We start from the raw sequence: 26,875 nt of genomic DNA, 5'->3' as shown, positions 1-26,875 counted from the left end.
ATATGGTGGAGGCTGAGGGGATCGAACCCCCGACCCTCTGCTTGTAAGGCAGATGCTCTCCCAGCTGAGCTAAGCCTCCTGGGTAATATGGTAGCGGCGGAGGGGATCGAACCCCCGACCTTACGGGTATGAACCGTACGCTCTAGCCAGCTGAGCTACACCGCCATATTAATTGTGTCTTGATTGCTTGTCCATCTTTAGGTAAAGATGGCGGAGAGAGAGGGATTCGAACCCTCGCACCGCTTACGCAGTCTAACCCCTTAGCAGAGGGTCCCCTTATAGCCACTTGGGTATCTCTCCAAATAACAATCTTCAACATCATTCAAGGATTGCTCCCTGAAAACTAGATTCGAAACGAAACACGCGAATTATCACTTGCTAATTGGATAAGCCCTCGACCGATTAGTACTGGTCAGCTCCATGCATTGCTGCACTTCCACCCCCAGCCTATCTACCTCGTCGTCTTCAAGGGGTCTTACATACTGGGAAATCTCATCTTGAGGGGGGCTTCACGCTTAGATGCTTTCAGCGTTTATCCCGTCCGTACATAGCTACCCAGCGGTGCTCCTGGCGGAACAACTGGTACACCAGCGGTACGTCCATCCCGGTCCTCTCGTACTAAGGACAGCTCCTCTCAAATTTCCTACGCCCACGACAGATAGGGACCGAACTGTCTCACGACGTTCTGAACCCAGCTCGCGTACCGCTTTAATGGGCGAACAGCCCAACCCTTGGGACCTACTTCAGCCCCAGGATGCGATGAGCCGACATCGAGGTGCCAAACCTCCCCGTCGATGTGGACTCTTGGGGGAGATAAGCCTGTTATCCCCAGGGTAGCTTTTATCCGTTGAGCGATGGCCCTTCCATGCGGTACCACCGGATCACTAAGCCCGACTTTCGTCCCTGCTCGACTTGTAGGTCTCGCAGTCAAGCTCCCTTATGCCTTTGCACTCTTCGAATGATTTCCAACCATTCTGAGGGAACCTTTGGGCGCCTCCGTTACTCTTTAGGAGGCGACCGCCCCAGTCAAACTGCCCACCTGACACTGTCCCCGCACCGGATTACGGTACCAGGTTAGAACCTAGATACGATCAGGGTGGTATCCCAACGTTGCCTCCATGGAAGCTTGCGCTCCCACTTCAAAGGCTCCCACCTATCCTGTACAGATCGTACCCAAATTCAATATCAAGCTGCAGTAAAGCTCCATGGGGTCTTTCCGTCTTGTCGCGGGTAACCTGCATCTTCACAGGTATTAAAATTTCACCGGATCTCTCGTTGAGACAGCGCCCAAGTCGTTACGCCATTCGTGCGGGTCAGAATTTACCTGACAAGGAATTTCGCTACCTTAGGACCGTTATAGTTACGGCCGCCGTTTACTGGGGCTTCGGTTCACAGCTTCGGATTGCTCCTAACCACTCCCCTTAACCTTCCAGCACCGGGCAGGCGTCAGCCCGTATACTTCGCCTTACGGCTTCGCACAGACCTGTGTTTTTGCTAAACAGTCGCTTGGGCCTTTTCACTGCGGCCCCCTCGTGCTATTCACACTACCGGGGCACCCCTTCTCCCGAAGTTACGGGGTCATTTTGCCGAGTTCCTTAACGAGAGTTCTTCCGCGCGCCTTAGAATACTCTTCTCGCCTACCTGTGTCGGTTTGCGGTACGGGCACCATCACCTGGCTAGAGGCTTTTCTTGGCAGTGTGAGATCATGACCTTCGCTACTGTAATTTTCACTCCCCATCACAGCTCAGCCTTAATGATGTGCGGATTTGCCTACACATCAGCCTTACTGCTTGGACAGACATCCATCAGTCTGCGTCACTACCCTACTGCGTCCCCCCATTGCTCATAACGGCTTACGGTGGTACAGGAATTTCGACCTGTTGTCCTTCGACTACGCCTTTCGGCCTCGCCTTAGGTCCCGACTTACCCTGAGCGGACGAGCCTTCCTCAGGAACCCTTAGGCTTTCGGCGGATCAGATTCTCACTGATCTTTTCGTTACTCATACCGGCATTCTCACTTGTATAATGTCCAGCGCTCCTTACGGTACACCTTCAACCCTTATACAACGCTCCCCTACCCCTGATGCAAAGCATCAAGCCATAGCTTCGGTGGTGTGTTTAGCCCCGTTACATTTTCGGCGCAGAGTCACTCGACCAGTGAGCTATTACGCACTCTTTCAATGGTGGCTGCTTCTAAGCCAACATCCTGGTTGTCTGTGCAACTCCACATCCTTTCCCACTTAACACACACTTGGGGACCTTAGCTGATGGTCTGGGCTGTTTCCCTTTTGACAATGGATCTTAGCACTCACTGTCTGACTCCCGGAAGTAAGTCTATGGCATTCGGAGTTTGACTGAGCTTGGTAACCCTTGCGGGCCCCGCACCCAATCAGTGCTCTACCTCCACGACTCTGTTTTCCGAGGCTAGCCCTAAAGCTATTTCGGGGAGAACCAGCTATCTCCGAGTTCGATTGGAATTTCTCCGCTACCCCCACCTCATCCCCGCATTTTTCAACATGCGTGGGTTCGGGCCTCCAGTGCGTGTTACCGCACCTTCACCCTGGACAGGGGTAGATCACCCGGTTTCGGGTCTACGTCCACGTACTATGTCGCCCTATTCAGACTCGCTTTCGCTGCGGCTCCGGCTCTTCACCTTAACCTTGCACGGGAACGTAACTCGCCGGTTCATTCTACAAAAGGCACGCCATCACCCCTAAAACGGGCTCTGACTTTTTGTAAGCACACGGTTTCAGGTTCTATTTCACTCCCCTTCCGGGGTGCTTTTCACCTTTCCCTCACGGTACTGCTTCACTATCGGTCGCTAGGAAGTATTTAGCCTTGGCAGATGGTCCTGCCGGATTCATACGGGGTTTCACGTGCCCCGCACTACTCGGGATCCGTCTCGGAGGGAACAGACTTTCAACTACAGGGCTTTTACCTTCTTTGGCGGGCCTTTCCAGACCTCTTCGCTTAACCGGTTCCTTTGTAACTCCATGTGAGACGTCCCACAACCCCAAAGAGCAAGCTCTCTGGTTTGGGCTTCTCCGCGTTCGCTCGCCGCTACTGACGGAATCACTATTGTTTTCTCTTCCTCAGGGTACTTAGATGTTTCAGTTCCCCTGGTATGCCTCACACTAACCTATGTATTCAGTTAGGTGTAACTGGAAATTACCCCAGCTGGGTTTCCCCATTCGGACACCCCCGGATCAAAGCTTGCTTACAGCTCCCCGAGGCAGTTTCGTTGTTCGCCACGTCCTTCATCGGCTCCTAGCGCCTAGGCATCCTCCGTGTGCTCTTAGTAGCTTAACCATTTTGTTCCGGTTTCGGTCGCTCGCTTCCCTTGGTTTGGACTACGTCCAAATCCAAAAGTCACTCTCACCCGATACCATCACAAAAGCAATTTAACTACCTTTAAACACTTCACTTGTTTACACAAGATTAGCTTAAAGGAATGTTCTAATTCGCGTTTGTTTCGTTTCGATATCTAGTTTTCAAAGAACAAACTTGTAAATCATTTTTGGTGGAGCCAAGCGGGATCGAACCGCTGACCTCCTGCTTGCAAGGCAGGCGCTCTCCCAGCTGAGCTATGGCCCCATATAAAGTTTAAAGGTATAGATGGTGGGCCCTGGTGGACTCGAACCACCGGCCTCACCCTTATCAGAGGTGCGCTCTAACCAACTGAGCTAAGGGCCCACATTTTATATACTATTTGAACCCAAAATGGGTTACGCTTGGCGGCGTTCTACTCTCCCAGGACCCTGCGGTCCAAGTACCATTGACGCTGAAGGGCTTAACGGTCGTGTTCGGGATGGGAACGTGTGGAACCCCTTCGCTATCGCCACCAAACGTTTGAGAGTTTGAGCTCTCAAAACTGAGCAACGAGTGAGTGTTGTGCTCTTCATTTCATCCACACCGAAGTGATGGACCAAAATGAATCGCTGTTGCAGGTTCTCAGAACCTACTTATTTGAATGTTTCCGTTACAGGAAACGATTCTCCATAGAAAGGAGGTGATCCAGCCGCACCTTCCGATACGGCTACCTTGTTACGACTTCACCCCAATCATCTATCCCACCTTCGGCGGCTGGCTCCTTGCGGTTACCCCACCGACTTCGGGTGTTATAAACTCTCGTGGTGTGACGGGCGGTGTGTACAAGACCCGGGAACGTATTCACCGCGGCATGCTGATCCGCGATTACTAGCAATTCCGACTTCATGCAGGCGAGTTGCAGCCTGCAATCCGAACTGAGACCGGCTTTGTTGGGATTGGCTCCATCTCGCGATTTCGCAGCCCGTTGTACCGGCCATTGTAGTACGTGTGTAGCCCAGGTCATAAGGGGCATGATGATTTGACGTCATCCCCACCTTCCTCCGGTTTGTCACCGGCAGTCTATCTAGAGTGCCCATCCGAAATGCTGGCAACTAAATATAAGGGTTGCGCTCGTTGCGGGACTTAACCCAACATCTCACGACACGAGCTGACGACAACCATGCACCACCTGTCTTGAATGTTCCGAAGAAAAGGTACATCTCTGCACCGGTCATTCAGATGTCAAGACCTGGTAAGGTTCTTCGCGTTGCTTCGAATTAAACCACATACTCCACTGCTTGTGCGGGTCCCCGTCAATTCCTTTGAGTTTCAGTCTTGCGACCGTACTCCCCAGGCGGAGTGCTTAATGTGTTAACTTCGGCACCAAGGGTATCGAAACCCCTAACACCTAGCACTCATCGTTTACGGCGTGGACTACCAGGGTATCTAATCCTGTTTGCTCCCCACGCTTTCGCGCCTCAGCGTCAGTTACAGCCCAGAGAGTCGCCTTCGCCACTGGTGTTCCTCCACATATCTACGCATTTCACCGCTACACGTGGAATTCCACTCTCCTCTTCTGCACTCAAGTCACCCAGTTTCCAGTGCGATCCGGGGTTGAGCCCCGGGATTAAACACCAGACTTAAATGACCGCCTGCGCGCGCTTTACGCCCAATAATTCCGGACAACGCTTGCCCCCTACGTATTACCGCGGCTGCTGGCACGTAGTTAGCCGGGGCTTTCTTCTCAGGTACCGTCACCTTGAGAGCAGTTACTCTCCCAAGCGTTCTTCCCTGGCAACAGAGCTTTACGATCCGAAAACCTTCATCACTCACGCGGCATTGCTCCGTCAGGCTTTCGCCCATTGCGGAAGATTCCCTACTGCTGCCTCCCGTAGGAGTCTGGGCCGTGTCTCAGTCCCAGTGTGGCCGATCACCCTCTCAGGTCGGCTACGCATCGTCGCCTTGGTGAGCCGTTACCTCACCAACTAGCTAATGCGCCGCAGGCCCATCCCCAAGTGACAGATTGCTCCGTCTTTCCAGTTCTCTTCAGGCGAAGAAAACAACTATTCGGTATTAGCTACCGTTTCCGGTAGTTGTCCCAAACTTGAGGGCAGGTTGCCTACGTGTTACTCACCCGTCCGCCGCTAACCATCAGAGAAGCAAGCTTCTCTTTAAGTCCGCTCGACTTGCATGTATTAGGCATGCCGCCAGCGTTCGTCCTGAGCCAGGATCAAACTCTCCAATAAAGTATTGAAAAGAGCGATAAGCTCATTTTGAATCTGACGAGATTAAAAATCTCTTTTTTGCTTCGAAATCATACAGTCCGAAGACTTGTACCAATTTCTCAGCGTCGATCTTGCAAGCAAGATCGTTACTCACTCGTTGTTCAGTTTTCAAAGATCAAACTTGTTTCTTCGTCACCATTTTCTCTCAGCGGCGACTTTTATAATATATCATACTTCGTATGTTTTGGTCAAGTGTTTTTTTGAAATTCTTTTTCGAAGCTCGTAATGAACTTCTTCATTTCATCAAAAGCATGTAACCAAGCAAGCAAAGCAACGAGATATAATGTACCATATAAATATCCCAGGAGTCAACTATCCAAACAAAGAAATTTTCAATCCCAATAATAGCCCCACACCCGGCAATCCCAAAACAGTTACAGTTCCTATGGTTGCAGGGTTCAGAGGGATATAGGTTCCAGTTAACCAGCCGGAATAATTGACGATGTATATACCTACCGCCGCCAACACCAGATGAATTCCAAACGATGTGAAAAACGATAAACCTATCCGCTTTCTGAATAAAATAACGATAAGCCCCAGTAATGATATAACCAATACACTTCCCAGTATGATACTCTTCATTTTCAACACCTCCATGTATAGTTTAAATCTGAATCTACATACTAACTCCTCGCTGTGTTTCAACCTCATCATTAGCTCTAGCCCGCTTGGCTCTCTTCAAATGGATCTGATACTTTCGCTCGGCCGCCTCCAGTACATAGATGGCATAATCAATCTCATCCTGCCCCTGCGCATCTTCGAACTGCCTCATAGCCCGTTCCCACTCCTGCTTTGCCGTCTGAATATCTGCATAGATCTGATCCGCTTCAAGTTCCTTCAATATTCTTTTGTGTTTCTCTACCGAGTTCCGTGTATTTCGCCACATGAACATAAACTCTCCCCCTCCTGATCAGCACAGCATATTCTCATACTTATCAGGGAAAGGACAAACTTAGAACTTGGACGTTTCATTTTAATCATAAAAAAAGAGAGCCCCAGGGCTCTCTTTGCGCATCAAAACATATTTAGCATCCGAAGTTTCTAAGGAAGTATACTGTGCGAAACCAATTCTAACACACTAACGCATCTCCCTACGCCCTTCCAGCGCTTTGGAAAGGGTCACTTCATCTGCATACTCCAGATCGCCACCTACAGGCAATCCATGGGCAATCCGGGTCACACTGATCTCAAACGGACGCACCAGGCGGGAGATGTACATCGCTGTAGCCTCACCCTCAATATTGGGGTTCGTCGCCAGAATGATTTCTTTTATCCGTTCATCACTTAATCGAATCAGAAGTTCCTTCAAACGGATATCGTCTGGGCCAATTCCCTCCATAGGTGAAATCGCACCCTGTAACACATGATAGTACCCATCGAATTCCTTGGTGCGCTCCATCGCCACCAGATCCTTCGAATCCTGGACTACACAGATTACAGAGACATCCCTGGACTTATCCTGACAGATGCGACACGGATCCGTGTCGGTGATATTACAACACACAGAGCAGTAATGAAGGTTACGCTTCACACTCACGAGTGCTTTGGCAAAATCGATAACGTCATCTTCCTTCATGTTAAGCACATGAAAAGCTAAACGCGCTGCTGTTTTGGGACCCACACCCGGCAACCGGGTGAAGGCATCAATCAGCTTTGCTATTGGTTCGGGATAATACAATCGATTGTGTCTCCTTTGACAGGATCAATTTTTAATTAAAATAATCCCGGAATATTCATGCCGCCTGTGAACTTGCCCATATCCTTGTTGGCAATCTCATCAGCCTTGGCCATTGCATCATTAACAGCTGTCATAACGAGATCCTGCAACATTTCAACATCTTCCGGATCTACCGCTTCAGGTTTGATCGTGATAGCAAGCAATTTCTTGTGTCCGTTAACTTCAGCCGTCACAACACCGCCACCCGAAGTACCTTGGACTGTTTTGTCCGCCAGTTCCTCTTGTGCTTTCAGCATTTGCTCCTGCATTTTCTTCACTTGTTTCATCATTTGGTTCATGTTATTCATAATTGTTCATCTCCTTTGTTATGGTTATCGCGCTATGCGCATTATTCTTTAATCACTACAAGGTCCTCACCAAAGAGCTGGATGGCTTCATCAATCCAAGGCTGTTTGTTGCCTGAACCGCCGTCTTCATGCTCAGGTTCAAGCTTAAAGTCCTCCTTTGGCGCTTCAGAAGCTCCTTCCATTACCCCGGTCCAATCTTTGAGCATCATCGTCACCAAACGTGCCGGACGCCCAAGTTGTTCGGACAACACACGCTCAATAACTTCGCGGTTAGCCTGCTTCTCCGTCGTTTCACGGTGGATATTGTTTTTAAAAGCAACCAGAACGTTGTCTTCAAGCAATGATACCGGCTCACCATCCACAAACCAGGCATGAACGGTAACCCGCTCTTCCTTCACTCGCTGAAGGATCTGACTCCATTTTTTGCTGATCTCTGCGAACTCAGGGGCTCCCTTGCGCGCAACATATTGATCCAACTGTGCAGGAAGCTTCGCGGGCGAGTTCCCTCTCGATACAGGGGCTCTTGTTGCCGGACGCGATGGAGCACTCGATGCAGCCTCTCCACCAGACAACCCACTCTTAAGTGCGCGATCCAATTTCTTCTCCAGTTCAGCAAGCTGCTGCTTCAAGCGGTTGATCTCTCCCCCATCAGCAGGTGCCGCATGAGACGAAACTCCAACTTGAACAGACGCCTCTCCTTGTGCTGGAATACTACACAGTTTAAGCAATGCGACTTCAAATAATGTCTGTGGCTGTACCGCGTACTTCATCTCACTCTGATACCGATTAAGGGTGTCGATCATATGGAACAGCTGTTCCTTGGTGAAGGACTCCGCCATATCACGGAAAGATTCCGGATTGAGTACCCGATCCGTCAGTTTATCTGCATCAGGCACCATCTTAATCATAAGCAAATCACGGAAATAATACAGTAAATTCTCCATGCACTTGTCTGCACTCTTTCCTTCATGCATGAAGCCTTCAATCATCTGCAAAATGTGACCAACATCACCCTTGAGCAGCGAAGCAGCCAGTTTGGCAAATTGCTCTGAAGCAATTCCACCAGTCATATCCATAACCTGCTGGTACGTTACTCGTCCATCCGTAAATGAAGAAATCTGATCCAGCACACTAAGTGCATCCCTCATTCCACCGTCCGATAAACGGGCAATGTATTGGAGTGCATCCTGGTCAGCTTCCATGCCTTCCTGTTCACAGATCAGTGTAAGCCTTGCTGTCTGCTCTTCCAGAGAAACCCGGCGAAAATCAAATCGCTGACAACGCGATATAATGGTAGCCGGAAGGCGATGTGGTTCCGTTGTTGCCAAAATAAACATCACATGTGGTGGTGGCTCCTCCAATGTTTTGAGCAAAGCATTGAATGCCTCCGTCGTCAGCATGTGCACTTCATCAATAATATAGACTTTCTGCCGGACTTCGGTTGGCGCATATTTAACCTTTTCCCGAAGATCACGGATTTCCTCAACGCCTCGATTGGATGCAGCATCAATCTCCTGCACATCCATCACAGCGCCAGTCGTAATCCTGCGGCAAGCTTCACACTCGTTACAAGGTTCAGGCGCAGGCCCGCGTTCGCAGTTCACAGCTTTGGCCAAAATCTTGGCGGCACTTGTCTTCCCCGTTCCTCTGGGCCCGCTAAATAAGTAGGCATGGGAAGTCCGCTGTTCACGAATCGCGTTCTGCAAGGTCTGAATAATATGCTGTTGTCCCACCATATCTTGAAACGACTGGGGACGCCAAGCCCGGTATAACGCGATATGCTCCATGATGCGTTACCTTCCTTCCACTTCGCATTCGAGTCCTTTGTCGTTCCCCTATTATACTATAATCCGGGGTGAATCCAAACTTTATCTGACTCATTCATGCGTGGTTTTTTAAGACATATCAAAAAGACCCCTGCATACATACAACTGCAAAGGTCTCTACATTTAAATGGTAAGCCGTGCACCTGCTATCGATATTTGCGATCCAAGTGGCACCCCTGAACAATAGCTCGGGCTAGGCAACCCTCCGGCACAAGAGTGATCTCACTTATGGCTGCTTCCTTCCGGACCTGACCAGGTTCATGAGTACTCATTGCGGAGGACCCAACCGTCAACACCACGTTTAGGGACCAAACCTCACATCGACAAAACCTCTAGCAGGAATTCAACCTCGCTATAGCGGATTGCGAGTTACAGGGCACCGCTACCTCCCCATCTAGCACGGTAAGAAATAGTATAACGTAAGGTTATCCAAATTGCAACCAGAAGGAACGCGGAGACAACTAGGCACACATAAAACATATAAAAACCCCTGCCAGTTCAGCAGGGGTGGGTTGGATGCAATTAGCAGACAACTCCGAGAATTGTCCTATTAGATTCCGTATTTCTTCTTGAAACGATCAACACGGCCGCCAGCATCGATAAACTTCTGTTTACCTGTGAAGAACGGGTGGCACGCGGAGCAAATCTCTACACGAAGTCCGTCTTTAACCGAACCTGTCTCAAAAGTATTCCCGCAAGCGCAAGATACTTGACCAATCGTGTAATTAGGATGAATTGCTTCTTTCATTACCTTTCACCTCTTTCCGCCCTGAGCCTCAAGCGGACCCAGAGTAAATGGCACAACTCTGAGATTATAACACGGCCTATTGCCTGTTGCAATCCATTATTGTTAAGAGGTAATCAACCGTTTAGGGCGTGCCATTCCAGCTGGTGGAACGTGGGTATACGAACCAATCACCACATCAGGCAGCTCGTCTTCAAAGATCTCAATCATCTGCTTCATGCCCAGGATATCACCTTGAGCTGGAGGAATTAATCCCAAGTAGCTCTCCGGATCAATATTGAGATTACGCATCTGAATCAGACGCAGATCCGTTCTTCGTGCAAACTCAATCATCGCCTCAATCTCTTCTTCACGATCTGTTACGCCCGGGAAAATCAAATAGTTAATGGATGTGTATACACCTTGCTGTGCCGCGTATTTCATCGACTTCTCGACATTAGCCAAGGTATAACCACGTGGCTTATAGTAGGCGTTATAGTGATCATCCAGTGCACTAATTGTACTTACGCGCATTAGATCCAATCCAGCGTCTACAATGCCTCTAATGTGATCATTCAGACCGGCATTGGTATTAATGTTGATATACCCCATATCCGTTACAGAACGCACTTCACGAATCGCTTCAATAATCAGCTTGGCCTGCGTGGAGGGCTCCCCTTCACAACCTTGTCCAAAGCTAATGATGGATTCCGGTGTTTTCAGGTGTTCCATCATGACCTGGACAATCTCATCCACACGCGGACGGAAGTTCATACGCGTCTGTGGTGAAACAAAGCCACTGTCATCCGGCTGCTCGGAGATACATCCGAAACAGCCCGCATTACAGGAATAGGATACCGGTACTCCGCCTTCCCAACGATTCAGGAACGTGTTCGACGAAGTTAGACATTCATATCCCAATGCACAATTGGACAGGTGGGTATAAAGGCGGTTCTCGGGATATTGCTCCGTCAACCGTTTAACTCCGGAACGCACATCATCTCGATCACAGTTCAGCGGATTCCATTTGTCGGGACTATCCGACTTCGAAGCCGTGACATAGAAACCGCCGTCTTTCCAAACTACTGCTGAATAACCGAACAACGGTAACTTATATTCCTTATCCGTCTTCACATAACCAGGGAGACACAAACGAGTGAAGCCCTGTGGAAGCAACGCACCTACAGCCTGTGTGTCTGTTGGCATCGGCAGCATCTCACCTGTGTCCGGGTCCATACCAATGGGCCGGGTACTTGGGAGTCCAACCAACGTTGCACCTTCTGGCAGAGGAATCAACTCATCCTCCATAATCTCAACGATCATATCTCCACTGCGGGCAAGCCCGTACAGGGAAGGGTGATCAAATACATTACCTTTTTCATCTGCGTATACTAAATACATGATGTTCTCCTCACATCTAATGGGTTAAACCTAACGACGAGTGTATTGTAAAATTCACAGCAACGCTGTAAAAGCATGTTATTGGTCGAACGACACTTATGTCGATGTACCTGACGTAGCTGTCTGTCTTGGTGAGCGACGGGTTGTTGTTGTCCCCGAATTACTTGTTGGACCATTACCAGCTGAATCAAATGCCGCCAAAAACTCAGCATTCGTTTTGCTGTTACGAAGTTTCTTGAGGAAACCTTCGACAAAGTCATGGGAATCATTCATGTTCTTACGGATCGTCCAGATCGTATCCAGCTCTTCCTTGCTGAGCAATACTTCTTCACGACGCGTACCAGAACGACGAATGTCGATCGCCGGGAATATACGACGCTCAGCCAGACGACGGTCCAGATGAAGCTCCATATTACCCGTACCCTTAAACTCTTCATAAATGACGTCATCCATACGCGAACCGGTATCAATTAATGCCGTTGCCAGGATGGTCAGGCTTCCGCCTTCTTCCACATTCCGGGCAGAGCCGAAGAAACGTTTCGGGCGATGGAACGCAGCTGGGTCAATACCACCACTAAGTGTACGACCAGATGGTGGAATAACCAGGTTATATGCACGCGCAAGACGCGTAATGCTATCCAGCAGGATAACGACATCCTTTTTCGCCTCAACCAGACGAAGCGCACGCTCAAGCACCAACTCTGCCACCTTGATATGATTCTCAGGCAATTCATCAAATGTAGAAGCCACAACTTCCCCTTTTACCGAACGCGACATATCCGTTACTTCCTCTGGACGTTCATCAATCAACAGGACAAACAGTTCAATTTCAGGATTGTTAGTTGAGATGCTGTTGGCAATTTCTTTGAGGAGAAGCGTTTTACCCGCTTTGGGAGGTGCTACGATCAATCCGCGCTGTCCCAATCCTACCGGGGCGAGCACATCCATAATGCGTGTGGACAAATGGTTGGGGGATGTTTCGAGAACCAGTTTTTTCTGCGGATACAGTGGGGTTAGTGCCGGGAAGTGAAGTCGCTCTGCAGCCGCCGATGGATTCTCACCATTTACAGCGTTGACTTGCAACAATCCGAAGTATCTCTCGTTTTCCTTAGGCGTTCTACACTTACCTGATACAAGGTCACCTGTTCTTAGGTCAAACTTGCGAATCTGAGAAGCTGAGATGTAGATGTCTTCCGTACTTGGCAAGTAGTTAATGGGTCTTAAGAATCCGTAACCTTCAGGTAAAATCTCGAGTACGCCTTGCATGAACATCAGACCGCTCTGTTCAGCTTGTGCGCGTAATATAGCAAAGATTAATTCTTTCTTTTTTAACGTACCATAGTAAGGTATCTGATATTTTTTGGCCAGCTTGTAGAGGTCCGTTAGTTTCATTTCTTCCAAATCGGAAATTTGTAGATCCATATAATAACCACCTATTCAATTAATAAGTCCGTGTGAAATGGATAGTTTCGCTAGATGTTCCGGCTATAGAGCGCAGCATCTGCCACAATCTCTTCTGTCCATTGTACGGAATGTAACCGTTATAATGCAAATACTTGTCTTTGAGTGTAAGTTTCCGGGTGGGATGGCCAATATTCGGCAAGATCCGCTAATGAGTGAACACGATGCATTGAGGCGATCAATCCGGATAGACCGGCTATGGAGCGCAGGTTCAAACAAAACCGGGGGTTGGGGAAGAGAAATGATGTTCTTACAGCCATATGAAGTTTGACTCAAAAAAAGACCCTCCGGTAAAGGAAACAGAAACATTTCGTCTTATGCCGGAGAGACTGAGAACTCTATTAAAACAGGTTTACCCAATTACTGAAAGGATATGCAGTTCAGTTAAAATAAACATGTGTATGACTGAATCATGCATGATACTGCCATATTAATCGGTTTCCCGCCATACATCTGCACCAAGCAGGCGCAGATTGGTCACCAGGTGATCGTAACCACGGTCGATATATTCGACCCCCGTTACTTCAGTCACACCTTCACTGACGGTGAGACCTGCAATTACCAGCGCTGCTCCAGCGCGAAGATCGGACGCTTTTACTTTGGCCGCATTCAATGCACTGCCTTCAATAATCGCTGACCGTCCTTCTACCCGAATCTTTGCGCCCATCCGCACCAGCTCAGGCACATGCTTGAATCGATTACTATATACAAAGTCGCTCAGGACACTCACGCCAGTTGCCTGTGTCAAAACACTGGTCATCGGTGACTGTAGATCTGTTGGGAAACCAGGATATACAAGTGCCTTCACGTCAACATGGTTATAATTTGGTTTACCAATGACACGTATACTTTCATCCAATTCCTCAATGCCAACACCCATCTCCAGCAGCTTTGCCGTTAAAGCCTCCAGATGTTTGGGGATCACATTGTCAATCAGAACATCTCCGCGCGTTGCCGCTGCAGCAATCATATACGTACCTGCTTGGATACGGTCCGGAATGATAGAATGACGGCAGCCTTTAAGCTCCGATACTCCTTCAATACGGATCGTTTCGGTACCTGCACCCTTGATGCTGGCACCCATGGAATTCAGAAGTGTTGCTACATCTATAATCTCAGGCTCTTTAGCCGCGTTTTCGATAATTGTAGAGCCTTTGGCACGAGTAGCCGCCAGCATAATGTTAATGGTTGCACCGACACTGCTTACATCAAGATAAATCTTTGCTCCGCGCAGCTCTTTGGCATGCAGATGAATGGAGCCGTGTTCGTTTGTTACAGTTGCGCCAAGCGCTTCAAACCCTTTGATATGTTGATCAATTGGACGAGGCTCAAAATTACAGCCTCCTGGTAAACCTATGGTCGCTTCTTTAAAACGCCCTAGCAATGCACCCATCATATAATACGAAGCGCGAAGCTTCTTCACGGGACCATTCGGCATAGGGATGGATTTAATGTCAGAAGGATCAATCTTCATCTGACTGCCTTCCCAAGTAACACGTGCTCCGAGTTCCTCCAAAATTTCTGCATAAACCGCCACGTCACTCAAAAGCGGCAGGTTGTCCAACACGACTTCTGACTCGGCAAGCAATGCTGCAGGAATAAGCGCAATGGCGCTGTTCTTGGCGCCGCTTATAGTTACAGTTCCCTGTAACGGACGTCCGCCACTAATCATCAATTTTTCCATAAAGCTTAATGTCCCCCTACGTGTTTTGCAGCCGATGAACGGCAATACGTGCTGTTGGCTTCCGATGTAGAAATAAGGTGTGAAAATGGAAAGACACCGGCTAGGCGGTGTTCTTCCATTTCACAGTATGGAACTGGTAAAGATAAATTACGCTTTGTTGTTGGAACCAAACTCGCGGATTTTACCTTTAACTGTTTCTTTGATTGCATCACGGCCTGGTACGATGAATGTACGTGGATCGTAAGCATCTGGTTTAGCTGCAAGCACTTCACGAACCACTTTTGAGAAAGCGATTTGGTTCTCTGTGTTTACGTTGATTTTGGATGTACCCAGGGAAATGGCTTTGTCGATGTCGTGTTTAGGAATACCTGTACCACCGTGCAATACGAGTGGAACTTGTACCGCGTCACGAACTTCTTCCATTTCTTTGAAGCCCAGGTTAGGCTCGCCATGGTAAGGACCGTGTACGGAACCAAGAGCTGGTGCCAATGTGTCGATACCTGTTTCTTTAACGATACGGATACACTCGTTCAGGTCAGCGTACATGATGCCGCCGATAACGTCGTCTTCTTGTCCGCCTACAGTACCTACTTCAGCTTCTACAGAAACGCCTTTAGCGTGTGCATATTCAACAACTTTTTTAGTCATTTCGATGTTCTCATCGATGGAGTGGTGGGAACCGTCGATCATTACGGATGTGAATCCAGCATCGATCGCTTCTTTACACTTGTCGAAGCTTGAACCATGGTCCAGGTGAATTGCAACTGGAACAGTGATTTTCATGTCGTGGATAAGTCCTTCTACCATTTTAACTACAGTGTAGAAGCCACCAATGTGACGTGCTGCGCCTTCGGATACACCCAGGATTACTGGGGATTTCTCTTCTTCAGCAGCACCAAGAATCGCTTGAGTCCACTCAAGGTTATTGATGTTGTATTGACCAACTGCATATTTTCCTTCGAGTGCTTTGTTCAACATGTCTGTCATAGATACTAATGGCATGGTTTCAATCCTCCTAGGGGTTTGGGTTGTGTCTATGGTTTTTAGCCGAAATCACATACGGGCTTATTATACCACATCCCATGTCAAATACTAAACAAGCATTTGCAAAAATGCTGTGCTTTGCAGCACAGTTTTCATAGACACCGCTTTATGACTTCCCCATTTCCAATATTCCCCGGATGAAGGAGTGAAATACCCCATTGTTCCACCAAGTACCATCTATGTTCTTCACACGCAAAAAAATCCTGTATCTACAGGATTCAACTGCATTTATTGGCGGCCCCATTACGAAGTTGCATATTTACAGCCACTCGCATCTCATCGATATCAAACGGTTTTGTAAAATGCATGAGTGCTCCAAGATCCGTGGCTTCCTTAATCATGTCCAATTCACCATAAGCGGTCATCATGATGACCTTGATATCCGGATCAATTTCTTTGATATGCTTCAGGATTTCCAGACCGTCCATCCCAGGAATCTTCATATCGAGCAATACCAGGTCAGGCTTGTCATTATTCACAATCTCCAGGGCAACCTTGCCGTTGGGTGCTTGAAACGTGTTATATCCTTCACTGCTGAACACTTCCATTAACAGGATTCGAATACCATTCTGGTCATCAACAATCAAAACTTTTTTATCTTCCACTCTGTAACCTCCTAGAATTAGGAAAGCATGTACATCTTCGAATCTGGATAACTATCCCATAGTCGTCATGATAAGTATTCTACCTCTTCCATTAAAATCCTGCTACCTTCACAAAATGACAAAAAGCATTTCGACCTGCTTTTTACGTAAAAAAAAGGATGTTCCGGCTCCGCTAAATGGTTGCCAGGAACATCCCCGATATCTATTACATTAACACTAAAACCATGTATTACTTCTGCGCATTCTCCAGAGAAGCTTTTACAAATTCACGGAACAATGGTTGCGGACGGTTCGGACGTGAAGTGAATTCCGGATGGAATTGTACCGCCAGGAACCAAGGGTGTCCTGGAAGTTCCACGATCTCAACCAGACGTCCATCCGGGGATGTACCCGAGATAACCAGTCCTGCTTTTTCGATCGTTTCACGGTATTCATTGTTGAACTCATACCGGTGACGGTGTCTCTCATACACCAGCTCGTCATCATAACATGCCATCGCCAAAGAACCTTCCTGAAGCTTACAAGGATACAGACCCAGACGCATCGTGCCACCCAGATTCTCGATATCTTTTTGCTCAGGTAACAGATCGATCACAGGGAATTCCGTTGCAGGATTAATCTCGGAGCTGTTCGCACCATTCAAACCAACGATGGAACGTGCATACTCAATAACGGAAACCTGCATACCCAGGCAAATACCGAAGAACGGAATTTGTTTCTCACGAGCATAACGAATTGCCGATACTTTACCTTCAATACCACGATCTCCGAATCCACCAGGAACAAGGATACCGCCAATACCATGTAACAGGTCGCCTACATTCTCATCTGTAATATCCTCAGAAGGAACCCAGCGAATTTTCACATCGGCATTGGATGCAAATCCTGCATGAGACAAGGACTCAACAACACTCAGATATGCATCGTGCAGCGCTACATATTTACCAACAATAGCGATCTCAACCGTATGCTCCAACTTGTTGATCCGGTCAACCAAACCTTCCCACTCGCTCATATCCGGTGCAGGAGTAGTCAGCTTCAGGTGGTTTACCACGATCTCATCCAAGCCTTCTTCACGCAGGTTCAGAGGTACTTGATACAACGTGTCTGCATCACGACATTCAACCACGGCATTCTCATCAATATCGCAGAAGAGAGCGATTTTGGCTTTCATGTCGTCAGACAATTCATACTCCGTACGGCATACAATCACATTCGGTTGAATACCGATGCTGCGCAATTCCTTAACACTATGCTGCGTTGGTTTTGTTTTCACTTCACCAGCTGCTTTGATATAAGGAATAAGGGTTACGTGGATGTACATTACATTGTCGCGACCTACATCACTCTTGATTTGACGAATAGCTTCCAGGAAAGGCAAGCTCTCGATGTCGCCCACTGTTCCGCCAATTTCCGTAATAACAACATCCGAACCCGCTTCACGTCCAGCGCGGAATACACGCTCTTTGATTTCGTTCGTAATGTGTGGAATAACTTGTACCGTTCCGCCCAGATATTCCCCGCGTCGCTCTTTGCTGATGACGGAAGAGTATACTTTACCAGTCGTGACGTTGCTGTTTTTGGAGAGATTGATATCAATAAAACGTTCATAGTGGCCAAGGTCTAGATCCGTTTCCGCGCCATCATCCGTAACAAAAACCTCGCCGTGCTGATAAGGACTCATTGTCCCTGGGTCGATGTTGATGTATGGATCAAATTTTTGAATCGTTACCTTAAGCCCTCTGTTTTTCAGCAATCTGCCCAGCGAAGCAGCCGTAATCCCTTTGCCCAGGGAGGACACAACTCCGCCCGTCACGAAAATATACTTTGTCACTGTTATTACCCTCCTAATATAAGTACAGAAATTCAGGCGATATATGGTGTTATCGTAACCTGTTTCCCAGGTAATCATCGTTAAAAAGAGCAATGGCAGAAATTCCCTGCATCTGCGAACTGCTCTTTCTGCGAAGACGGTTTAAATAAACGTTGTTCTACAGCAAAAAATGGTGCAAACATTCCGGTAGCCTTCATTCCATTTGGTGTTTTTGATATACAAAAACGGGCCACGAAATGTTGGCCGGGAGCATGCGGAAATGAAAACATTTTGCAAAATTATGCCTCTAAAAATACAAAAAAAAGTACTCCCGCAGGACGGGGCACCTTCTATAAAAAACATAAATATATTATCGCTCATTCATAAGCCCATGCAATAGTTTACCCGTTACCCCGTCCGCTGTCAAGGCTGACTATTCCGGGGAAACGGGTAAATTATAGACGTCAAAAATGACTACCGATTATCAGAATCGTCGTCAAATTCATCCTCGTTTTCGGACTCTTCTTCGTCTTCTTCGAGGTCTTCATCTTCCAGATCGTCATCTTCGACCAGCACTTCTTCTTCGCTGTCTTCTTCATCAAAGATGTCGTCTTCGTCTTCATCTTCTTCGTCTTCATCTTCGTCTTTATCCGTGCTGTCGAAGTCTTCGTCGCTGTTATAGCTGTCTTCTTCTTCACCGAAGTCTTCATCTTCCAGATCATCATCTTCATCGTTGATGATACGCGGACGCTTCGCACCCGTCATGGAATCTTCTGTTCCAGCTACCGGATACCAGCGCTTCAAGCCCCACAGACTCGTACCGACGCAAGCAAAACGACCATCGATATTAATCTCGGTATATAGCTGGGCGATAAACTCGTTGATTTCTTCATCAGTCATTCCGCGCTGCTTCGCTACCTCATTCATCAAGTCACGATAGTAATACGGCGTATTAGCCGCTTTCAGCACCATAAAGGCAAGGTCCACCAAAGGGATCTCTTTTACCTTTTCTTTATCAATTTTCAAATTGAGCGAGGTACTCACTGCAGACACTTCCTCTCACACAAAATTCACTTTTTAACCCCTACGAACTGGACTGTTACGTATAACATATCCATTAACAAACCTAAGTAAAACCTATTTAGCGGTAAAAAGCAAGTTTTTATGTATGGATGTGACGCAAATGCAGAGAGCAGGTCCAATCTGTCCATATATTGATCGTAAGTTGACATCAAACTCCTACAAACATCCTCATTCACAAAAAAGACAACGCCAAAATAAAAAAGACGGAGTCCCCTCCGCCTTCTGACTGTATACCCTTGAAGGATTGCTCCTCACCAGGTTCCCCGCAAGAGCCCTCTAGCTCTCCATCCATCATATGTCCCTGCGCCCGTTTTGACACGAAGAGAATGTGTTTTTGTAAAAAAAGGGCAAGTTCCCCATGCGGCGGGATGAGCGCATTCATAGAATACCTCAGCATGTTCATCCCGAAGGGGGCTGCCCATTATGGACTATACTGGTTTATTGCATCAATTGATTGACGGAATGCGACGCCCTGAACCAGAACAGGGAGGGCGATATTTGATCCGATTTGCCAAACCACAGCAGTATGAAGCCTGTCTCCTGGAATTGTCCCGAATGCGGAACGAATTCACGGACCTTGGGGCTGTTCGCTCCTCCCGACTCGCTCGTTCCATTATCGCTCCAGTGCAACGCCCGGAGGATCTGTACCGCTATGGGGATGAAATTACGATTGAAGCAGACGTGCCCATCTCCCTTCACGCCACCGCGCTCCACAGCAAACCAAGCAATGCCCAAGGCATACCGTGGGGAGTGAAACAAATTCGGGCACCCAAAGTATGGTCTGTGTCTACGGGACACCGAATTAAAATCGGCGTAATTGATACGGGTGCTGATTACCACCACCCCGATCTTCGTTATTCTCTGGCACGCGGAATCAATCTGTTAAACCGCAGCCTGCTTCCCCATGATGATAATGGACACGGAACCCACATTGCAGGGACCATCGCTGCAGCCAACAGCACCGCAGGCATGATTGGTGTAGCTCCACGCTCCCTGATCTATCCGGTGAAAGCATTTGACCACAACGGATCGGCTTATGTATCCGACATTGTACTTGGCATCGATTGGTGTGTACGCAACAAGGTCGATATCATCAATATGAGTTTTGGCATGAAAACACGTAGCAAGGCGCTTCTTGACGTGGTCAATCGTGCATACCATGCTGGAATCGTCATTGTTGCCTCGTCAGGAAATGACGGCAAACGCCGCAGTATTGATTATCCAGCACGGTATCCGCAGACCATATCCGTTGGGGCAACCGACAAAAACAGACGTATTGCGTCCTTCAGCAATCGCGGCGCATACGTCGATGTCTATGCACCCGGTGATAAGATCGTCTCCTCCTGGGTACAAGGGAAGCATCACGAGATGAGTGGTACATCGATGGCGACATCCCATGTGAGTGGCGCTATCGCCTTGCTGCTCGCAAAACATCCTGGTCTATCCCCTAGTGAAATCAAAACGCTCGTCAAGCGTGCTACGATCCCGCTGCGCGCTCGTAAGACCACCACCGCGAAAAGCAAGGTACGCGGTGGCGAGATTGACGCCCTGCGGCTAATGCAGGAGGGCGGAGAGTGATCCGACTCTGCCTCCCATCAGCAGGACTCGATTGAAGCTTGGTGGCGAAACGCAGTAGCTCTCCCGGCACAGTACGCGCGAAGAGGCATTGCTATTGCTGCATAGCCTCTAGCTGGCGCCCGCTGCAATGACAGTGCAGGGCTGAGCAGACCTTGTGGTGTATCAGGGGATAGGCCAGTTTCTACAGCCCCGGGTACACCACAAAAAAAGTCTCCATATACCACGTTGATGACACAACGTGGGCATGGAGACTTTTTGCTATAGGCAGAGCGGCGATGTGCCGCGGGCCTGGATTTACATTTTGTCTGGTGCGGTTACGCCTACCAGACGAAGCGCTGTTGCGATAACGGTGCGCACAGCACCGATCAGCGCCAGACGCGCCTGAGTTTGTTGCGCGTCTTCCGTAATGACGCGTTCTGCACGGTAGTAGCTGTGGAACAGGGATGCCAGCTCGTATACATAACGGATGATACGATGAGGTGCATATCCTGTTGCCGCTGCCGAGATCTCCTCAGGCAGCTCTCCCATTTTGCGGAGAAGGTCATACTCATGCTCTGTTGTCAGCTTGGACAGGTCAATCTGTGCCAGTGGCAACAGCTCAATACCCTGTTCTTCAGCCTGACGATATACGCTGCATACACGTGCATGCGCATATTGTACGTAGAATACCGGATTTTCATTGGATGTCGAAATCGCAAGGTCCATGTCAAAGTCCAAATGGGAGTCCATGCTACGCATTGTGAAGAAGTAACGGATGGCATCAATGCCGACTTCATCCATCAGATCTTCCATCGTTACAGCCTTACCTGTACGTTTGGACATCTTCACTTTTTCACCGTTCTGGAACAAGCTCACCATCTGTGCAATCAAGACCACCAGTTTCTCAGGGTCATTGCCCAGTGCTTGCATCGCGGCTTTCATCCGTGGAATATATCCATGGTGATCCGCACCCCAGATGTTAATCATCGTGTCGTATCCACGCGCATACTTGTCACGGTGATAAGCAATATCCGGCGTCAGGTAAGTATACGTGCCATCGTTCTTGATCAATACACGTTCTTTGTCGTCACCATACTGCATCGTTTTCAGCCAAGTTGCCCCGTCTTGCTCATAGATCTCATTGCGGTCACGCAATTCATCCAATACTCGCAGCACTTCTCCGTTGTCATACAGGGAAGTCTCGCTGAACCAGATGTCAAAGTTAACACGGAAACGATTCAAGTCACGTTTGATCTTGTCCAGTTCCTTCTCCAGACCAAAGTCACGGAAATAAGCCGCGCGGTCACCGGGGTGCATGGACAGCAATTCTTCACCCTTTTCAGCAACAAGCTGCTTGGCGAATCCTTTAATATCTTCGCCGTGATAACCGTCTTCAGGCATCTCAGCATCCTGACCCAGCTCTTGCAGATAACGAGCTTCAATAGAACGAGCCAGATTAAACACCTGATTACCTGCATCATTAATGTAGTATTCACGGGTTACATCATATCCTGCGTAGTCAAGGATGTTACATAGTGCATCCCCTACAGCTGCTCCACGGGCATGACCCAGATGCAAACTGCCTGTCGGGTTGGCACTGACGAACTCCATCTCGACTTTGCGTCCTTCTCCGATGCTAATTCTTCCGTAATCTTTACCCTGGTCTTGCACAAGCGCAAGTACTGGGTAAAGGTAACTCTTGTCCAATTTGAAGTTAATGAATCCTGGACCAGCAATCTCTGCCTTCTCAATTCCTGCTTCAGCCAGATTCAGATTGGCAATGATCTCTTCAGCAATCTGACGCGGATTGCGCTTGGCAATCTTGGTCAGCTGCATGGCAGCATTGGTTGCCAAGTCTCCGTGTGTCTTCTCACGCGGCACTTCCAATGTGATGGCTGGCAATTCGTCCTGCGTGACAATTCCGGCAGCCACAATGGCGTTACCGATGGCCGTGCTTACCCGTTCGTTAATCGTATCTAGTGGATTACGTGTCATGAAATTGGTTCCTCCTGTATATGCAAACTAATCGCGAAATGTCCGGATTCTTCATCAAAGCGGTAAAAGTCGTAGCTCCACGCTGCGCGTGCGCTCAATCCCTGAATGGAAAGTTCCAGCTGCTGTGTATGCGTGGACAGGGCAAACGACATGTATGGCGATCGGTAGAAACCAGGAAGCTTCCGATTCAATTCAAAAGTCTGCTCCGATTCAACCTCACCATGACGTATAATCTTGATGGATTGTCCGCCCAGCTTCAATGTGGTGCGGGTTGTGCCTCCCTCGGGTCCAACCTGCGGTTCTTCATAACGAACATAAAGAACGGACCCTTTCAACACGGCTTCACCCTGCATTTCCTGCAGCACATCTTCACCTTCATAACGGCTGTGCAGCCGGATGTGTACCGGTCGCATGTTCGACATGAATGTTAACCTCCATTATATTCGAGGCGACGCAAAATCAGGCACGGCCGGTGAGAACAGCCCTTCCCGTATTGTTGTGTCGCTATACGCGCTCATATTCCCGGATAGCTCGCTATCCTACACTCTACTGTATAACTATATCCAGTTCCCTCGCTCAATTCAAATCCAAATTCAGAGTTTTTTCCTCATCAAGCCAAAAAAGAAGAGCCACACCTGTAAAGTGCAACTCCCTTTTGCTTCATTATAATAAGATTCGTTCATCCGATCAGGCCCATTGGGATTCATAAGGAAAAGGACATATCGACTCGCTCAGCTTTGCTCGCACCTGTACGAGACAGCCACAATGCCGACAGGTTGTGCCATATTGCAATCCCGGACAGGCAGAGCAGATGGATAATCGCCGCTCATATTCCTCATCCTGTACGGTCGAACGCGAGCGCGAGGCCATCTCCACAAGTCTGGCCATTTTGGCATCGCTAATCTTCACATCATACTGATCATTGCAGCCCTTGCAAGGTTCCTGCCTTTTCATTCATTAACCCTCTACAGCGAGCACCCCAACCGATGCTGGTGGAAGGACAAAACGCAATGTGTTATTCTCCAGTGTGATTCCATCCCACGCCATAGGCTGAACTTGACTCGGTTGTTCAAACGTATTGAATGCACCAAAATCAGCATGATGCAAAATCTGCCCGGATACTTTAGCCGCTTGAGCTGCTTCCAGCTGACACACGACTTCCAACTCATCCGTGTGACTCAGATTACAAGCCGTCACATGAATGACCCCATCCTTGTTGCGGGAAGCTGATAAGCTGAGCTGCGGAATGGTCTCTTCTCCGAATGTGTATCCTGGGCTTTCATAATTCAAGTCCAGTCGCTGCGCATCCATATGAACCTGATACATATCAAATACATGATACGTAGGGGTCAGGAGCATTTTGTCACCTTCCGTGAGCACAAGCGATTGAAGCACATTGACGATCTGAGCAAGATTTGCCATCTGTACCCGTTTATTATGTTGGTTGAAAATATTCAGGTTAACGCCTGCAAGCACAGCGTCCCGCATCGTATTCTGTTGATATAAGAAACCTGGATTGGTTCCCGGCTCAACGTTATACCACGTACCCCATTCGTCCACAATAATGCCGACTCTGCCTTCTGGATCATATTTATCCATAATCTCGGAGTGCTTCACCAGTAATTCATCCATATGGAGCGTCTTTTTCAAAGTCGTGAACCATTCAGCCTCTCCAAATCCTGTAGCTGCGCCTTTATCATTCCACTCTCCTGTAGGGATGGTGTAATAGTGAAGACTGATTCCGTCCATAAAGCGAGCAGCCTCACGCATCAACACTTCCATCCATTCATAGTTGCCTTCGTTGGGACCACAAGCGATTTTATAAATTTCGTTCCCGGAGTAGTTACGTACATATGTAGCATACCGGCGATATTCATCCGCATAATATTCAGGACGCATATTTCCGCCGCATCCCCAGTTCTCATTTCCCACGCCAAAATATTTCAGTTTCCACGGTTCTTCCCGGCCGTTAGTTTTCCGCCAGTTCGCCATCGGGGATTCGCCGTCAAACGTGATGTACTCCACCCATTCCTGCATCTCCTGCACTGTACCGCTACCCAGATTGCCACTAATATATGGCTCCGTGCCGAGCAACTCACATAATCTCATGAATTCATGCGTACCAAAGTGATTGTTCTCTTCCACACCACCCCAGTGCGTATTGATCATACGAGCACGGTCACTCTTCGGACCTACACCATCTTTCCAGTGATATTCATCGGCAAAACAACCTCCTGGCCAGCGAAGCACTGGAATATTAAGCTTCTGCAAGGCCGTTAACACATCATTTCGAATCCCATCCGTATTCGGAATAGGTGAATCCTCTCCTACCCACAGTCCCTCATAAATACAACGACCCAAGTGTTCGGAAAATTGACCATATATATTGCGATTTATTAATCCTTGATCTGAATCTGCCTTTAAAATAACATTAACCATGATTTCAACCTCCATAAATTGTATTGTTATCGCTTACAATAACTCGTTTTGGAGTAGGTTTCAACCGTTTTTATTTCTGCACAAACAAGCCTCTTCCTGTGTAATTGAATAGGAAGAGGCTTGTTTGTTATAGATATCCATGCAGAGACATACCAAATTGATTATCATTCATTTCTAATTTGGATTTGCCTGGTTGTTATTTCAGATAACAGGTACTTAATCCTGCTCTGAAGGCAACAACATTTTTTGTGTCCACGTCGTTCCACCATCTGTAGTCTGATAAATTGCAGGTGAGTTATCACTTGTCACTACGAACCAGCCTGTTTTGGCGGATGGGAACGAGATACGAGAACTATATCCCGGATCTTTTAGATCAACGTTTTTCCACGTGGAACCTGTATCATATGAGCGACCAATCCCCACTTTACCAGCTGCAGGTGACCCTGCGGACAGATAAGCCGTCTGGTTACCAATCAGCGCCATGTTGCCTGGATGACCGCCGGGATTGGCAGGTCCGGTTCCTTTACCCGCACTGTTTGCACCTGGTGCAGGACCTCCCCCTGCTGTGGATTGCGCAAATACTTGAGTCCAGTTCTTGCCTTGATTACCGCTCGCATAGAGCGAGTAGGATTGTTGGGACATGCCTGCATCACCATACAGAAGGGCCCATACTTGCTGGCCATGTGCATACAGATCCGCTCCACTCCAGGTGTCTGAGACAACTCGAAGAGAGGTTGTCCAGTTTTTTCCGCCATCACTCGTTTGCTTCAGATGATATCCCGATCCAGGTACAACCACGACGGCATACCCTTGCTTCTCTGTCGCAAAAGCAGCTGCACGCGTGTTGGCAGGTGTATTCATTTTGTTCCACGTTACCCCGCCATCCTTCGTCTGATATGCACCATTATAGGTGTAACCATACCCTACATCTTTATTGCGGAAATCGATGCGTTTGAATTGAATACCCGGCGTATCGAGCCGCTTCCAGTGAGATCCTCCATCATTGGTACGGATCAGATAGGTTGCAGGTGAATCCTTCACCCGCGCCAGCGCATATCCGTTCACATTATTCGGAAAATCAAGCTGTGTGAATTGCCACTGCCCGGTGTATATGGATTGCCATGTACAGCCTGCATTCGAGGTACCGATTAGAAACCCCTCGCCCCCGGCTCGTCCAGTCGTATCATTAAGAAAATCAATATCAGTAAATTGCAGGTGTTGTTCTTCCACACCACTACCCTTTTTCAATGTAGCAGATAGTCCATGGTCTCCCTTTCCACATACCTGCGAGGATGCAGCATTAGCGCCTGATAGCGTATGTACCGGCCCCATCCCCCAAGCCAGCGTTAACGATAATGCCAGCGCACCAATCCGTTTGCGTGTCATCGTTCTCTTAGTTGTCATCGTAACACCTCCTTCTATGGTTTTACCCAAATGGGATGGTTCTAACGTAACAATCCGATGAACCCCGATGACAATTTCGCAAGAAAAAAACCACCTTTACCCATGATTGGTATCATGTAGGCAAGGGTGGTTGATTACTAAACATTGTGTACTCTAAGTTAAATGGGATACGTCACCACAGCAAGGATAACAAAACTGATACTTAAGAAAAGGCATAAAC

General features: G+C 48.1%; 19 protein-coding genes, 5 tRNA genes, 3 rRNA genes and 1 other RNA gene. 1 reads left to right on the top strand and 27 read right to left on the bottom strand.

Annotated elements, in window-relative coordinates; all coding sequences use genetic code 11:
• Positions 1 to 3 precede the first annotated feature (3 nt).
• From NYE45_RS00715 to rpoE, 22 genes are all read right to left on the bottom strand, one after another.
• Positions 4 to 79: transfer RNA gene (locus NYE45_RS00715), tRNA-Val, on the bottom strand.
• Positions 80 to 88: 9 nt separating this feature from the next.
• A tRNA-Met gene (locus NYE45_RS00710) sits at positions 89 to 165 on the bottom strand.
• Between the two features lie 43 nt (positions 166 to 208).
• Positions 209 to 300 (bottom strand) — tRNA-Ser (locus NYE45_RS00705).
• Between the two features lie 82 nt (positions 301 to 382).
• Positions 383 to 3,309, bottom strand: a 23S ribosomal RNA gene (locus tag NYE45_RS00700).
• 209 nt (positions 3,310 to 3,518) lie between these two features.
• Positions 3,519 to 3,594, bottom strand: a tRNA-Ala gene (locus tag NYE45_RS00695).
• A gap of 22 nt (positions 3,595 to 3,616) precedes the next feature.
• Positions 3,617 to 3,693, bottom strand: a tRNA-Ile gene (locus NYE45_RS00690).
• A gap of 36 nt (positions 3,694 to 3,729) precedes the next feature.
• Positions 3,730 to 3,846 (bottom strand): 5S ribosomal RNA (rrf, locus tag NYE45_RS00685).
• Between the two features lie 156 nt (positions 3,847 to 4,002).
• A 16S ribosomal RNA gene (locus tag NYE45_RS00680) occupies positions 4,003 to 5,555 on the bottom strand.
• Together the 16S, 23S and 5S rRNA genes with 5 tRNA genes alongside form the textbook arrangement of a ribosomal RNA operon.
• A 351-nt stretch (positions 5,556 to 5,906) precedes the next feature.
• Positions 5,907 to 6,176 (bottom strand): pro-sigmaK processing inhibitor BofA family protein, encoded by a 270-nt coding sequence (locus NYE45_RS00675; protein ID WP_076334175.1) that lies wholly within the window; start codon positions 6,174 to 6,176, stop codon positions 5,907 to 5,909.
• A gap of 34 nt (positions 6,177 to 6,210) precedes the next feature.
• On the bottom strand, positions 6,211 to 6,486 hold the full coding sequence (locus NYE45_RS00670) for a DUF2508 family protein (protein ID WP_340015197.1): 276 nt from the start codon (positions 6,484 to 6,486) through the stop codon (positions 6,211 to 6,213).
• A gap of 186 nt (positions 6,487 to 6,672) precedes the next feature.
• Positions 6,673 to 7,272 (bottom strand): recombination mediator RecR, encoded by a 600-nt coding sequence (gene recR, locus NYE45_RS00665; protein WP_062838113.1) that lies wholly within the window; start codon positions 7,270 to 7,272, stop codon positions 6,673 to 6,675.
• 35 nt (positions 7,273 to 7,307) lie between these two features.
• Positions 7,308 to 7,619, bottom strand: a complete 312-nt coding sequence (locus tag NYE45_RS00660; protein ID WP_036607248.1) for a YbaB/EbfC family nucleoid-associated protein — start codon at positions 7,617 to 7,619, stop codon at positions 7,308 to 7,310.
• Positions 7,620 to 7,660: 41 nt separating this feature from the next.
• Positions 7,661 to 9,406 carry a DNA polymerase III subunit gamma/tau gene (gene dnaX, locus NYE45_RS00655; RefSeq protein ID WP_340015196.1) on the bottom strand — a complete coding sequence of 582 codons (1,746 nt, stop codon included), beginning with the start codon at positions 9,404 to 9,406 and terminating at the stop codon, positions 7,661 to 7,663.
• Positions 9,407 to 9,580: 174 nt separating this feature from the next.
• Positions 9,581 to 9,848: signal recognition particle sRNA large type (ffs, locus tag NYE45_RS00650), an RNA gene on the bottom strand.
• Positions 9,849 to 9,995: 147 nt separating this feature from the next.
• Positions 9,996 to 10,193, bottom strand: a complete 198-nt coding sequence (rpmE, locus tag NYE45_RS00645) for a 50S ribosomal protein L31 (protein WP_036607255.1) — start codon at positions 10,191 to 10,193, stop codon at positions 9,996 to 9,998.
• Between the two features lie 102 nt (positions 10,194 to 10,295).
• Positions 10,296 to 11,570, bottom strand: coding sequence for a radical SAM protein (locus NYE45_RS00640; protein WP_340015194.1), 1,275 nt, complete (start codon positions 11,568 to 11,570; stop codon positions 10,296 to 10,298).
• 96 nt (positions 11,571 to 11,666) lie between these two features.
• Entirely contained in the window at positions 11,667 to 12,992 is a 1,326-nt protein-coding gene (gene rho, locus NYE45_RS00635; RefSeq protein ID WP_062838116.1) for a transcription termination factor Rho, read from the bottom strand.
• Between the two features lie 469 nt (positions 12,993 to 13,461).
• Positions 13,462 to 14,715 carry a UDP-N-acetylglucosamine 1-carboxyvinyltransferase gene (locus NYE45_RS00630; protein ID WP_062838117.1) on the bottom strand — a complete coding sequence of 418 codons (1,254 nt, stop codon included), beginning with the start codon at positions 14,713 to 14,715 and terminating at the stop codon, positions 13,462 to 13,464.
• A gap of 147 nt (positions 14,716 to 14,862) precedes the next feature.
• Entirely contained in the window at positions 14,863 to 15,717 is an 855-nt protein-coding gene (gene fba / locus NYE45_RS00625; RefSeq protein ID WP_076334179.1) for a class II fructose-1,6-bisphosphate aldolase, read from the bottom strand.
• 260 nt (positions 15,718 to 15,977) lie between these two features.
• Positions 15,978 to 16,364: a response regulator gene (locus tag NYE45_RS00620; protein WP_076334180.1), complete on the bottom strand. Its 387-nt coding sequence runs from the start codon at positions 16,362 to 16,364 to the stop codon at positions 15,978 to 15,980.
• A gap of 229 nt (positions 16,365 to 16,593) precedes the next feature.
• Positions 16,594 to 18,198 (bottom strand): CTP synthase, encoded by a 1,605-nt coding sequence (locus tag NYE45_RS00615; RefSeq protein ID WP_062838120.1) that lies wholly within the window; start codon positions 18,196 to 18,198, stop codon positions 16,594 to 16,596.
• A gap of 453 nt (positions 18,199 to 18,651) precedes the next feature.
• The gene (gene rpoE / locus NYE45_RS00610; RefSeq protein ID WP_062838121.1) at positions 18,652 to 19,221 is read right to left on the bottom strand and encodes a DNA-directed RNA polymerase subunit delta; all 570 of its coding nucleotides are present in this window, start codon (positions 19,219 to 19,221) and stop codon (positions 18,652 to 18,654) included.
• Between the two features lie 462 nt (positions 19,222 to 19,683).
• Here rpoE and NYE45_RS00605 point away from each other — a divergent pair, with 462 nt between their 5' ends.
• Positions 19,684 to 20,838, top strand: coding sequence for a S8 family peptidase (locus tag NYE45_RS00605; protein ID WP_062838123.1), 1,155 nt, complete (start codon positions 19,684 to 19,686; stop codon positions 20,836 to 20,838).
• Between the two features lie 294 nt (positions 20,839 to 21,132).
• On the opposite strand, the gene argS is transcribed toward NYE45_RS00605, so the two are convergent.
• From argS to NYE45_RS00580, 5 genes are all read right to left on the bottom strand, one after another.
• Positions 21,133 to 22,812 (bottom strand): arginine--tRNA ligase, encoded by a 1,680-nt coding sequence (gene argS / locus NYE45_RS00600; RefSeq protein WP_340015193.1) that lies wholly within the window; start codon positions 22,810 to 22,812, stop codon positions 21,133 to 21,135.
• The gene (locus NYE45_RS00595; protein WP_340015192.1) at positions 22,809 to 23,234 is read right to left on the bottom strand and encodes a DUF1934 domain-containing protein; all 426 of its coding nucleotides are present in this window, start codon (positions 23,232 to 23,234) and stop codon (positions 22,809 to 22,811) included. The genes argS and NYE45_RS00595 overlap by 4 nt, the downstream gene beginning before the upstream one ends.
• Positions 23,235 to 23,499: 265 nt before the next feature.
• Positions 23,500 to 23,766 carry a DUF6171 family protein gene (locus NYE45_RS00590; protein ID WP_340015190.1) on the bottom strand — a complete coding sequence of 89 codons (267 nt, stop codon included), beginning with the start codon at positions 23,764 to 23,766 and terminating at the stop codon, positions 23,500 to 23,502.
• Between the two features lie 3 nt (positions 23,767 to 23,769).
• Positions 23,770 to 25,251, bottom strand: coding sequence for an alpha-N-arabinofuranosidase (locus tag NYE45_RS00585; protein ID WP_340015189.1), 1,482 nt, complete (start codon positions 25,249 to 25,251; stop codon positions 23,770 to 23,772).
• A gap of 216 nt (positions 25,252 to 25,467) precedes the next feature.
• Positions 25,468 to 26,655 carry a hypothetical protein gene (locus tag NYE45_RS00580; protein ID WP_340015188.1) on the bottom strand — a complete coding sequence of 396 codons (1,188 nt, stop codon included), beginning with the start codon at positions 26,653 to 26,655 and terminating at the stop codon, positions 25,468 to 25,470.
• Positions 26,656 to 26,875 lie beyond the last annotated feature (220 nt).

The sequence above is a fragment of the Paenibacillus sp. FSL K6-1318 genome, assembly GCF_037976905.1.
Classification (GTDB): Bacteria; Bacillota; Bacilli; order Paenibacillales; family Paenibacillaceae; genus Paenibacillus; species Paenibacillus amylolyticus_A.
The sequence above is the reverse complement of the archived record's forward strand: the minus strand, read 5'-3'. Positions and strand labels throughout refer to the sequence as shown.

Excerpts from the sequence above, each read along its gene's own strand:
- NYE45_RS00675 (WP_076334175.1), bottom strand. The coding sequence starts at position 6,176 with ATGAAGAGTATCATACTGGGAAGTGTATTGGTTATATCATTACTGGGG.
- NYE45_RS00670 (WP_340015197.1), bottom strand. The coding sequence starts at position 6,486 with ATGTTCATGTGGCGAAATACACGGAACTCGGTAGAGAAACACAAAAGA.
- NYE45_RS00660 (WP_036607248.1), bottom strand. The coding sequence starts at position 7,619 with ATGAATAACATGAACCAAATGATGAAACAAGTGAAGAAAATGCAGGAG.
- dnaX (WP_340015196.1), bottom strand. The coding sequence starts at position 9,406 with ATGGAGCATATCGCGTTATACCGGGCTTGGCGTCCCCAGTCGTTTCAA.
- rpmE (WP_036607255.1), bottom strand. The coding sequence starts at position 10,193 with ATGAAAGAAGCAATTCATCCTAATTACACGATTGGTCAAGTATCTTGC.
- NYE45_RS00640 (WP_340015194.1), bottom strand. The coding sequence starts at position 11,570 with ATGTATTTAGTATACGCAGATGAAAAAGGTAATGTATTTGATCACCCT.
- rho (WP_062838116.1), bottom strand. The coding sequence starts at position 12,992 with ATGGATCTACAAATTTCCGATTTGGAAGAAATGAAACTAACGGACCTC.
- NYE45_RS00630 (WP_062838117.1), bottom strand. The coding sequence starts at position 14,715 with ATGGAAAAATTGATGATTAGTGGCGGACGTCCGTTACAGGGAACTGTA.
- fba (WP_076334179.1), bottom strand. The coding sequence starts at position 15,717 with ATGCCATTAGTATCTATGACAGACATGTTGAACAAAGCACTCGAAGGA.
- NYE45_RS00605 (WP_062838123.1), top strand. The coding sequence starts at position 19,684 with ATGGACTATACTGGTTTATTGCATCAATTGATTGACGGAATGCGACGC.
- argS (WP_340015193.1), bottom strand. The coding sequence starts at position 22,812 with ATGACACGTAATCCACTAGATACGATTAACGAACGGGTAAGCACGGCC.
- NYE45_RS00595 (WP_340015192.1), bottom strand. The coding sequence starts at position 23,234 with ATGTCGAACATGCGACCGGTACACATCCGGCTGCACAGCCGTTATGAA.
- NYE45_RS00590 (WP_340015190.1), bottom strand. The coding sequence starts at position 23,766 with ATGAAAAGGCAGGAACCTTGCAAGGGCTGCAATGATCAGTATGATGTG.
- NYE45_RS00585 (WP_340015189.1), bottom strand. The coding sequence starts at position 25,251 with ATGGTTAATGTTATTTTAAAGGCAGATTCAGATCAAGGATTAATAAAT.
- NYE45_RS00580 (WP_340015188.1), bottom strand. The coding sequence starts at position 26,655 with ATGACAACTAAGAGAACGATGACACGCAAACGGATTGGTGCGCTGGCA.